At 40.5% G+C, this 11,833-nt stretch carries 5 protein-coding genes; all 5 read right to left on the reverse strand.

Annotated elements, in window-relative coordinates:
* Nucleotides 1-280 precede the first annotated feature (280 nt).
* Nucleotides 281-2,074 (reverse strand): RagB/SusD family nutrient uptake outer membrane protein, encoded by a 1,794-nt coding sequence (locus NBH15_RS10010; RefSeq protein ID WP_128133089.1) that lies wholly within the window; start codon nt 2,072-2,074, stop codon nt 281-283.
* A gap of 20 nt (nt 2,075-2,094) precedes the next feature.
* A complete protein-coding gene (locus tag NBH15_RS10015; protein ID WP_244050781.1) occupies nt 2,095-5,178 on the reverse strand; it encodes a SusC/RagA family TonB-linked outer membrane protein in 3,084 nt (1,027 codons plus the stop codon).
* Nucleotides 5,179-5,987: 809 nt separating this feature from the next.
* Nucleotides 5,988-7,418, reverse strand: coding sequence for a family 43 glycosylhydrolase (locus NBH15_RS10020; protein WP_128134604.1), 1,431 nt, complete (start codon nt 7,416-7,418; stop codon nt 5,988-5,990).
* Nucleotides 7,419-7,428: 10 nt separating this feature from the next.
* Nucleotides 7,429-9,324, reverse strand: coding sequence for a right-handed parallel beta-helix repeat-containing protein (locus NBH15_RS10025; RefSeq protein ID WP_128134605.1), 1,896 nt, complete (start codon nt 9,322-9,324; stop codon nt 7,429-7,431).
* 129 nt (nt 9,325-9,453) lie between these two features.
* Nucleotides 9,454-11,820, reverse strand: a complete 2,367-nt coding sequence (locus NBH15_RS10030; RefSeq protein WP_128134606.1) for a glycoside hydrolase family 31 protein — start codon at nt 11,818-11,820, stop codon at nt 9,454-9,456.
* Between the last annotated feature and the right edge of the window lie 13 nt (nt 11,821-11,833).

Genomic DNA, 11,833 nt, shown 5'->3' on the forward strand with positions numbered 1-11,833 from the left:
ATGAGGTAACCGTTTCCTGTCGATCGGACAAAAGTAAAGACAACAAAAACTTCATCCAATAGCCAAAAGATGCTTATTCAGTGGATTATTATTGCTTTTATGCTATAAGAATGTATAAAAAGGAACTGTGTCAAAATCCTGTTTTGTCATGGCAGACTTGATCCGCCACCTCATCCTAAACATTGATTATCAGCCCAGGATGCGATCCCGGATCAAGTCCGGGATGACAGGATAGTGAATTTTGACACAGCCTTAAGATAAAAAGGTCAATCCCAACAAATTATTTTAACGGATCAAAAGGTCCTCCCCATTCATTGTTCTGTTCAATGTTTACATTACGGTCAATTGTTTCCTTGGCAACCGAATGGAACCAATGGGATAAATCCATGTTGAACGCATATTGTTTATCCTGATCCACACATTCGACATATTCAAAGCGGAACATTTTACGAACTTCCGGATCAAACATATCTTTCGTCCAGTCAAAATCTGCAATTTGGTTCTTATCTTTGATGACAGCATATAAGCTTGAACGATATTTCATCTTATTCAAAATATCATAACGTTTCCAACGACGCAAATCTGCATCACGTTTACCTTCATAGGCAAATTCAATCAAACGTTCCGTGATATATGCTTCACGAATATCACTTTGTGAAGTAGCTGTAATACCATATTTGCCATCTTTATTCTCAATGCCGGCACGTTTACGAATGTCATACAATACCTGCAAAGCTTCACCACTTTTACCTAATTCGTTAGCACATTCACCATAATTCATCAAGACTTCAGCAAAACGGATTTCGATCCAGTCGACATCCGCATCATATACTGTTCCGGAAGTCAAATCTTTATCCAACCCCTTCCTCTGGAAATAACCAGAAGAATTACCACCAATAGTTACACCCATTTCATCTTCTGCAGTCGAAGCATATCTTTCACCGGTAGGAGAAGACGGATCTTCCACTTTTTTCCAAGTATTCCAATATTTCATCTCGCCAGGCAACTTGTCACTACAAGGATATTCTGTTCCCGGACAAAATATAGTGGCATGAAAACGCGGATCACGATTAGTATAAAAGTCTGTCATAAATTGCTCGTTATAAGCATCATCCGTAGCCAATCTATTCACATCCAGTTCTAACTTTGTACCATCAGCTTTCGGAAATGCCAACAAAAGTGACAGAATTGCTTGATTATCATTGGCACCATCTTTGGTCAGCGGCTGAGGACGAATGCCCTTTTGATCAAATTTATTATCCGGATAGATAAATTGGGTTACCATTACCACTTCACTATTATTCTTACCTTCATCATACCAGATATCTTCAAACTTACCTTGGTATAATCCCTTGCCTACACTCTGGAGAAAATCAACCGCATCCTTATTGGCTTTGTAAGCAGCTTCCCAGCGGGACTGGTCATTATCCGGGTTAAACAAAGGGCTGGCATATTGTAACAGAATACGTCCCTTAAGTGCCATAGCAGCACCTTTATCGATACGTCCGTAATCAGCACCTTCCCATTTATCAGGCAAAGATTCAATCGCTTCATCCAAGTCTTTTAGAATTTGTTCCACACACTCGGTTGTCGTATTACGTGATACAAACAAAGAAGGAAGATCCGTCACATTTTGGAATTTTAAAATCAAAGGAACACCGCCTGTAGCAAAGACTTTTCCCCAGTAATCACGCGCTCTCCAGAAGAGAGCCTGCCCTTTCATCTGCTTCCTTTCTGCTTCTGTCAAGACTGTTACAATCTCCATCTGATCCAGGAAAAAGTTGATACGGTCAATATTGCCATAATCCCATTTCGTTGCGTAATTATCAATGGTTATGATTCCCCTCGCAACCTCACCCATAGAAGCAGGGCCATTCATACCTTCATCCGTATTGTTGGCAGAAACCGGCCAACCAGGCATTGTTCTGCCATAAATATCCGACAAGAAAGAATTGATCATTGCTTTATCTTGCCAAACATTGTCTGGATTTATCACACCTGTATTTTCATAATCCAAGCTACAACTGCATAAAGCAGCAAGGAATAAACTGTAAATAATATTTCTAGTTTTCATGCTTTACATTGCTTAAATAGTTAAAATTTCACATCAACACCAAAGTTCCATGAACGCGAAACCGGAAAAGCATTACCATTTCCAATTTCCGGATCATAATAATTCTTATTAAAGTTGCTCAATACAAATAAATTTGTTCCTGTCACAAAGAAGCGCACGTTATCAAATACTTTATTATAGAATTGTCCCTTCGGCAGATCATAACTTACCGTTAAATATTTCAGACGCATAAAACTGGCATCTTTCAACCAAAACTCACAATCTGTTTCATACGTTTTCGAATTGTTAGCACTTACTCGTTTAGGCAAAGTCGCATTCGGCGTTTCCGGTGTCCAACTATCATAATACCATTGGTTCCACATACGGTTCCATTCTACACCTCCTGCCAAATCTTTCATCCACTTCTTTTCTCCCAGTTTACCGGAAAACATCATATCCAAACTCAAACCTTTCCAACTGCCGCCCAAATTCAGACCGTACACAACCGGGAAGTTTTTAGAACGGAGCATAACTCTGTCCCAATCATTGATAATACCGTCAGGCTCACCGTCCGGACCGTTCAGATCTTTAAAGACCATCATACCCAGAGCCGGAGACAAACCATTGTGTTTATAATTCGGATGTTCTCTATTAAATGCATCCAATTCTTCCTGAGTACGAATGATTTTGTCGAACTCCCATCCTTTTATATAACTGGAAGATTTGCCTTGGGCTACATCAATCCATTGCGCATTCTCTGCAAAGTCTTTTTTCGTGATCTCATTCCAACCATACGACATAGTCAAATTTCCGAAATAAGAAAAATCACCGCTTTGACCATTATAGCCTAATTGGAGATCAAAACCTTGTGCTTTCATTTCTCCGTAATTTTCAGCCGGCATACTCAAACTGAATGTATTAGGCAAAGATACCACACGAGTATCCAAAATATCATACGTGTTACGATACCAATAGTCTGCAGACAATCTCCAATGATTCAAAAAGTTCATATCTACACCTATATTGTAGTTCATTGATTTTTCCCAAGTGATATTCGGGTTCACTACACTACCGTAAGTAATACCTACGGAACGAGCAACCGTTTCTCCGAAATAGGCATTTTTACCATCCGCTTTATAAGATTCCTGCCATTGCCACCCACCGACAGAGTCATCACCGGTCAAACCGACAGAAGCACGCAGTTTCAAAAATTGAACAGCCGATTTGTTGAAGAAGTTTTCCTCAGAAATAACCCATCCTAATGAACCTGCCGGGAAGAGCCCCCATCGCTGGTTCGGAGCAAAGTTCATAGAACCATCTTCACGGAAAGAAAAACTTGCCAAGTATTTATCTGCATACGAATAACTAAACTGACCAATATAAGACATACGACCACTAACCCAGTCGGTTGCCCCATTACCCCACGTATCGGCACGGGCACTACTAGCTGCCCAGAACTGGTCTGTTAAGTAAACAGGAAAAGTTTCACGTCCACCGGTTACATCAGAACCTTTTCCTTCATACCACTCCGTCACAAATGTACCGGCAACACGATGAACATTATTGAACACATTCTCATAACTCAATTGAAAATTCAATTGTTTATCATCGCTCCAGCCAGATTTGCGTTCAATATAATCTTTGCCAACCCAGTTTACACGCCTTAAACTGATAATGTCTTCATCTTTTGTAGAAAAGATACGATTATTCGTACCACTCTTCTTCATCTGAGCAACATCATAGTTCGTATAAAATTTCTTATTAACTTCATTGTTCCAACTTCTGCTATAAGAAAGTTTTGCACTCAGCCCTTTCAGGAACGGAGCTTTATAAGTAGCACTGAATATAGCTTGCGGTTTCAACATTGTTGTTTTATTATAACCACCTTTACCATCTACAGCCGCCCCCATATTAGCAATCCAACCATAATCTATGTATTGTCCGCCATCCGTATAAACCGGCTGATCCGGCTGCCAGACTCTTAGTTTACCGAAATTGGCACCAGCATCTTCAAAAACGGCATTTCCTGTAAAGTTGTTATAAAGAGCGATACCGGCAAAAACTTCCAGATCTTTAGTTATGTCGGCCGTCACATTTATACGGATATTATACTTATCATAAGTCAACGGTTGCAAAAAACCTTCCTGTTTCACATAAGAAGCTGCACCAAAATAACGAACTTTATCACTACCACCGTTCACACTCAAATTATGTGTCTGTGTAGTTGGATTTCGCCATACGGTTTCCAATTGGTCATACCCCCAGCCTCCATTAATATTATTCCGGAAATAATCAAGTTCATCTTGTCCCCAAGCCCAACCGGCGGGGTCGGCAGAACCATTGATACGACTATATAATTCACCGGCTTCTACCGCACTTGTCAAATCAGAATTCTTTGTACGAGTATCCACACTGAATCCATACGAATAATTAAATGTAGGTTTTCCCCTGTTTCCCTTTTTGGTCGTAACAATTATAACACCACCTGCGGAACGGGAACCATAAATAGCTGCAGATGCAGCATCCTTTAATACTGAAATATCCTCAATTTCATTCGGACTCAAATTATTAAAATCCCCTGAACCACGAACAACTCCATCAATAACATAAGTTACAGGCTGTGGATTTTTATTCGAATCTCTGTACCAAGAAGAACCGGTACGGATACTGATACTTGGAGCTGCACCGGGAAGAGCACTTGGCGTACTCACATTCACTCCAGCCAATTTACCTACCAAAATATTACCAGCAGAAGTTGTAGGCAATGCTTTCACTGTTTCATCTACCTTCATACTTGATACGGCACCTGTCACCAAACCTTTCTTCTGTGTCATATAGCCGACTACCACCACTTCATCCAGCAATTCCGAATCATTTGCCAACCGGATATCGATTTTATCCTTTCCTTTCACTGCTATCTCCTGGTTTTTAAAACCGACAAAAGAGACAACTAAGGTTGCATTATCAGAAACATTCAAGGAGAATTTGCCATTTACATCAGTGATAGTACCATTAGATTTTTCTCCTTTTTCAAATACATTAGCTCCGACAACAGGTTCTCCGTCTAAATCCAAGACAACTCCTGTTACGAGACGTTTTTGAGAGACCATAGTATTTTGTCCCATATTTTCCGGCTGATAACCAGAGCTTTCATTATTCGTATCGGCAAAGATTAACGAAGGGAACATCAGGTTAAACAAAAAACATATACTAAAAACTTTAAATGTGGTAAAAAAACTTCTCAAACAGTAAATGAACATATCTACTGTTCTTCTTTTCTCTTTATTTTTCATACTTTTGTAAAGAATTTATTAGTTAATAACTAATTGATTTTAATTCAAATACGAATCGGAGAAAATTAGGCCTTTCTCCGGTTCTTTTTTTAGTAGGTCAATTCTCCATACGCATTCTGTTTTTATAAGGTTATACATAATTCTATTTCACACTATATTTATATTTCTAATGTATTCTTGCGATATATGGATTATGCATGCTTTTATAACCATAATCCACATTAAGCATTATCAAAAAACCTTAGTCCTGTAAGAACTATGGTAAAAACGCATAGAATACCAACTGTCTGACAAGACATTAGCAACACAAGCTTAGAATAAAATTTTTAGAGAAAAAACTGGAGAGTATAATTATTAATGCTTTGGTTTAATTAAAAATACTTAGTTCTTACAGAACTTAAAATAAAATCAACAAAACTCTATTTTCAAACACAAGTAAAACACTAATAGATTATTATAAAGACAATAAAATCCACAATATGTATCACTTGTGCTTTCAAATATTAATACATCAAAAGACTATTTATATAAAATCTACATAATATTAATACAAAGATATTGTATTAAGTACCATTTAAACTTGGCATATCTACCGAAATAGATGCACTATCTTACGATTTTCTAAAAAAGCTTCTAATTTTTCATCTATTCTCAAAAACAAACCATTCCAGATTCATCAAATCCAATCCCTTAGTAGCCGGATCAACAGCCTTAAACACAAATACCAATGCATGTTTTCCCGTAACTGATTTAATATTTGTTTCGTGAATAGCATAAGCAGTTTCACCTTCCATTGGGGTTATATCACACGTCCCGATCAATTCCCCTTCAGGGCTATCCAGCCGTATTTCTATCTGAGCAGCCTTGTTCCTATCCCATGTTTTACAAACAAAATGATTTACTTTTGTATCTGTAAAGTCATAATATTTCCAATAGGCATAATCACCATCGCGAATGTCCGCTAAGTATTCTACCGGAATATCATTATCCGGACGACGCACTGCAACCATAACATTTCCTGACATCAGACAAGCTCTTGCCGCATCCATCCGATAAAGAGGCGAAATAGGGCCACCGATTCCCTGCGTGGTCATTTCCACCTGCGGAATAGTACCGTCCGGATTAAATGTTATTGGTTCCAAACATGCTTTCCGCATGGTCGCACTCGCATGCGTCGGACGATGATAAGCGATATACCATTGTCCGTTAATTTCGACAAGACAACCATGATTATTCACCAAGTTCCTTCCGCTTCCCCAATTATCAATAATAACCCCTCTGTAAGTGTAGGGGCCCAGTGGAGATGTCGCAGTCGCATAATCTAATGTTGCGCAGTTAGATTCTCCATGTTGAGAATGGCTTCCATATACAAAATAATAGATGCCGTTCCTTTTCCGGACGGAACTGCCTTCATTGAAGAAATGCGTTTCATAGGTTAGTAAACTATCATGAACTGATCCTTCTATCGAGAGCATATCCTTACTTAGCTTTGCTCCCTTAGCATACCCCTGCCCCCAGAACAAATAAGCCTGCCCATCGTCATCAATAAATACAGACGGGTCAATGCCTTTTACCCCTTCTATAACCTTCCCATCCCTAAACGGACCATAAGGAGAAGAGGAAACTGCCACACCTTCATCGTCTCCACCTCCGGCAAGACAATAATAAAGGTAATATTTCCCGTTATGATGGATACAGTCCGGAGCATATAAAATCCTATCCGTGTAATCTACTTGTTTACCCGGACCATCAGTAGCAAAAGAAAATTGCTCCACACTCCAATTTACAAGATCGGACGAAGATAATACGTTATAAGAGCGAGAACACCAGGCATTACCAGGTTCGTCGCGCGATCCGTAGACATAAACACGTCCGTCAGGCATCTGCCTTACCTCAGGATCTGCAATATACAATCCCGGAGGAGCGATAGGATTTAGCATTCGATTCTTTGATACCGGGATAGCACGATCCTCCGGTGTTTGCATAGAAACATTCGCATTAAAATGGCAACCGGCAAGCAGCCCTGCCATAAGCAGCCCGCCCGCCAGAATGAGATGATTTGTATATGACATTGATGTTTTTTTATTTTAAGTTAGGCCATACTTTGATACGGTTGGTAGACGATACGTTCTCCAACGGCCCCACCAGCGGGGATGCAGAACGCCCATTGCCAAAATAATCTTTATCCACCTCATAAGGAGTACCGTCCTGGAGTTCGAACGGGAGTCCGGTCAATTGCGTGAACCCGAGGGTTTCGGTACCGATTTTCTTTCCTTTGAAAGAGGACAGCTCCTGCAAATTGATGTCGCTGACTAGATAAACCTCGCCCTCGGGAGTCTCTTCCACCTTCAGATTTGGGTTGACCGACTTCTCCACCCAACCTTGTTCACGGTCGGTCATCGGAAGCGCACCGTTCAGGAAGAGGTTATCGCCCGCATAAATAGGGCGTTTGGAGACATCAAACACGACCATGCCATATTTCAGCTTTTCGTTATAGCCTCCAATAAAGATATTGTTGAAGAAACGGTGGTCGCCTTCAGTAATAGTACGGATTCCTTTCACCTCGGTCGAGTGTCCCAAGTGGTACGGCGTGTAACGCCCATCGTCCAGTCGATTGATATGCCCGGAGATAATATTGTGCAGGTAAGCTCCTCCATCCGTATTCTCCTGTATGCTATGCGGGGAGAGCAAAATATTATTGTCAACCTTGTAAGGTCCGTGGGAAACTTCAAAGAACAAGTCTTGTGCCAAATTATCATATATCAAGTTCGACGACACATGTGCTCCTTGTGCCATCCAGTCCAACCAGATACCATAATTACCCGATTTGTGAATGCGGTTGTGATGGATATAGGTATCTATCGCACCATGCAACTTGATTCCCGCCATTTCAGCACCACCAAATTGTTGCTTCACTAAGATGTTATAAATATGATTGCCGTAAATCTCACTAAATGCAGCTCCCATGCTACCACAGATGCCGGTTTGCTCGCAATCAGAAATGATATTGTTGCGCACGATATGCGAACCGACATTATCCTTGCTCCATCCACGACGCAAGGTATTGAAGATTACTTCTATGTAATGAGCCGTACCGTCCAAGCGCGGATCGTTACACTCCAAGTTATGTCCACTAGCTCGTTCTTTACCCAACGTAATCCCGTTGGCACGAGAATTTTTAATGACATTATTTTCAATAATCCAACCTTTACACCAATGAGTAGCCACCATACCCACCTGTTCGGCTGTCGGAGCAGCCCACTGCGTGGCGGCTTGACTGATATGGAAGCCACGAATCGTGATATAATTCAATCCCTCGCGTGTCGGATAGAAACAAGTAGGACGAACTGATACCTCTACTGTTTCCTTATTCGGATCAACAGTACCGAAATTTGCATAAATCGTCGTATTATCCGCATCTACTTCTGCGAACCATACATTCGTACATCCTTGAGGATCACGTATTGTACGGAGTGTATCCGGTGCAAACACCTTATCCAGGCTAAATTCTTCATAAAACGAAACATCATTCAAATAAACATCACCTGTATGATGAATCCGCTCAGACCAAAGCCAGTCACCATATAGGCGGTCATTGAACGGATTGTAGTTTCCAAAGAATGAATTAGGCAGTACCACCTTCCATACCCCCTTTGCTTTCTTCTCCTTTTTCCAACCAGTCACCAACTCTGAACCTTTTATTTCAGCTTTTTCACCTTCGGCCACTCGATACAGGATACGTTTTCCTTCCCGTTCCCCACCACTCAACGGATTCACCCATTCACGATAAACACCGTTATGTACCGTAACCGTATCTCCCGGCAACGCTTTCTGAGCAGCCCAATTTATAGTTTTAAAAGGAGATGAAATATCTCCGTTATTAGCATCACTCCCATTTACCGACACATGATATTCTTTGGCTGATAACACATTCCCACACAAACAGAACATCGAAATCAAGCATAGTATTTTTTTCATGGTTTAAAAATTATAATATTACAATTAATTAGATAATGCAAATATAAAGGCAGCTATTCCTATTTAAAATAGCAAATAGCTGCCTATTTTGTGGATTATTATTGCTTCATTCCAAGCTAACCCTATTTCTTATAAATGGATTTTCATTTCATATCCTTTATAAGTCACAACCTTGTTGACTTTTTCGGAAAGCTTACAGTCAATGCCATGCCCCTCATCCACCAATACGATCCTAAACTTTCTTGCATTCAGCATGCCCGGATATTTACCGTCACGGTCACTGATAACAAGTGTCCGCTCTTTGTCGTTCCAAGAAAAAGAGATGGTGGAATAAGCACCTTTCTCATAATTATAATTATCATTCTCATCTTCATACAACAAGAACTCGCCGTCTGCCCCCGGATAAACACGTATCTCCAGATTGTTCCATTTCTTTTCCGTAGCATACTGTACGTCAGGTCCTATCGGAAGAATACTACCCGCCTTTACATACAACGGTATGATGTCAATAGGAGTCTCTTTGGTAACCGACTGTCCGCCCTGGTATCGCTTGCCGGTCCAAAAGTCAAACCAGCTGTTGCCGATAGGCAAATATACATTTGTCGAGTGTGTATCCTGTATGTTTACAAGCTTGTTCTCATCTACATACATCGGTTGTGTTACCGGAGCAACTAACAATGACCGACCAAACATATATTGATTGTCCATATCAAGAACTTTACTATCCAGAGGGTAATCCATAAACAAAGCACGCATAAACATATCGCTATTCTTACTCACCTGCCAAGCGGTTGAATACAAATAAGGTAACAAACTATATCTGAAACGTACATATTTTTCCAAAGCATCAAATTCCCACGAACCTTTTTCCCCGAATTGATAAATTTCCCGTGGAGTATTCGTCCCGTGCGACCGCATCATCGGAGTAAAAGTCGCAAATTGTGTCCATCTTACGTACAACTCTCTATATGCAGGATCTTTTACCCCTTCCCGATAAGAATTCCAGGTAACAAAACCACCAATATCCGTATTCCAATAAGGAATGCCGCAAACAGAGAAATTCAGTCCGGCAGAGATTTGTTTACGCAACACGTCCCAAGTCGCTTGTATATCACCCGACCAGGAGTTTGCCCCGTAACGCTGTTGTCCGGCAAAAGCCGAACGTGTAAGAATAAAGACACGTTTATCGGAAGATGTCATACGTTGATTGTCATAAACACTCCCCACAGAGACAATCGGGAAAGCGTTATACAATCCTCTATATTGCCCGGCATACGTAGGTTGATTTAATTTCTCGTCTTTATCTCCAAATTCAGGTTCAGTTGCATCCAACCACCAACCGTCCATACCCAACGAAAATATATTTTTATTCATATACTCCCAATAAATCTCACGCGCTTTCGGATTAAAAACATCATATACATTCGCCTGCTCAGGATAGGTTTTGAAATCAAGTAACATATTCTCCTGCTTCAATCGCTTATGTATAGCTGTATTCTTTCCGAAAGAAGGCCATACGGAAATGGCAATATGCGCATTCAAATCATGTACATCATCAATCATTTTCTGAGGATCCGGGAACTGAGGATTTCCAAATTCTACTGCATTCCAAGTTGCCGGATCTATTCCCCAATACTGCCAGTCCTGTACAATACCATCCAAAGGCACTTGCAACTCCCTGTACTTTTTAACCACTCCGACTAACTCTTCCTGGCTTTGATAGCGTTCGCGTGATTGCCAAAATCCATACGTCCACAACGCATTCATTTGCACTTGCCCGGTCAGTTCACGCATGCCTCTGACCACATTGTCTGCATTCCCTCCATAGATAAAATAATAATCCGCACATTGTCCCGACTGGGAGTCGAATGCAGTTTCCATGGAGTTGTCGGTAAATGTTGTTGGCGAATAGTTGTCCCAGAACACACCATATCCTTTTATGGACTGTATATAAGGTATGGCTATATCCGTATTAACCTGGCGCAAATGAACCATTTGATTTCGCTGATTCATCTTCCCTTTTTGATGCTGGCCCAGGCCATAAATCGCTTCGTCTTTATCCAATCGGAAAGCCTGCCGGACCAAATAGGTCTCATTGTCTCCATATTCTACGGGAGTAAATTGAATCCCCCAGCTTTTTTCAGCCAACAAACATCTCTCACGTACGTCATAATAAGATATCTGTCCTGTTTGAAGATCTAACTTAACCTTCAGACTATCACTTTTCAATAGAACAGCTCCTCTATCTTCTTCTACCGAAAATGGAATATTTTCAGGTGTCTTAATCACAGAAAAACTCTTTTTGTCCACCACCTCTCCTTGGGGATATTTGAGTATTCTTACTATTCCCTGCGAATAAAATTGAATCTCTACCTGAATGTCATCAATATCTGCCTTGAGCCCATTTCTCGTTTTTTGGTATTCCTTACCATAAGCTATTCCTGTCAGCATAAACACAAATAACCACAAAACTTGTCTTAAGTTTTTCAATTTCATCTTACAATTTTAT

Source organism: Parabacteroides caeci (genome assembly GCF_023656795.1).
GTDB classification, from domain to species: Bacteria; Bacteroidota; Bacteroidia; order Bacteroidales; family Tannerellaceae; genus Parabacteroides; species Parabacteroides segnis.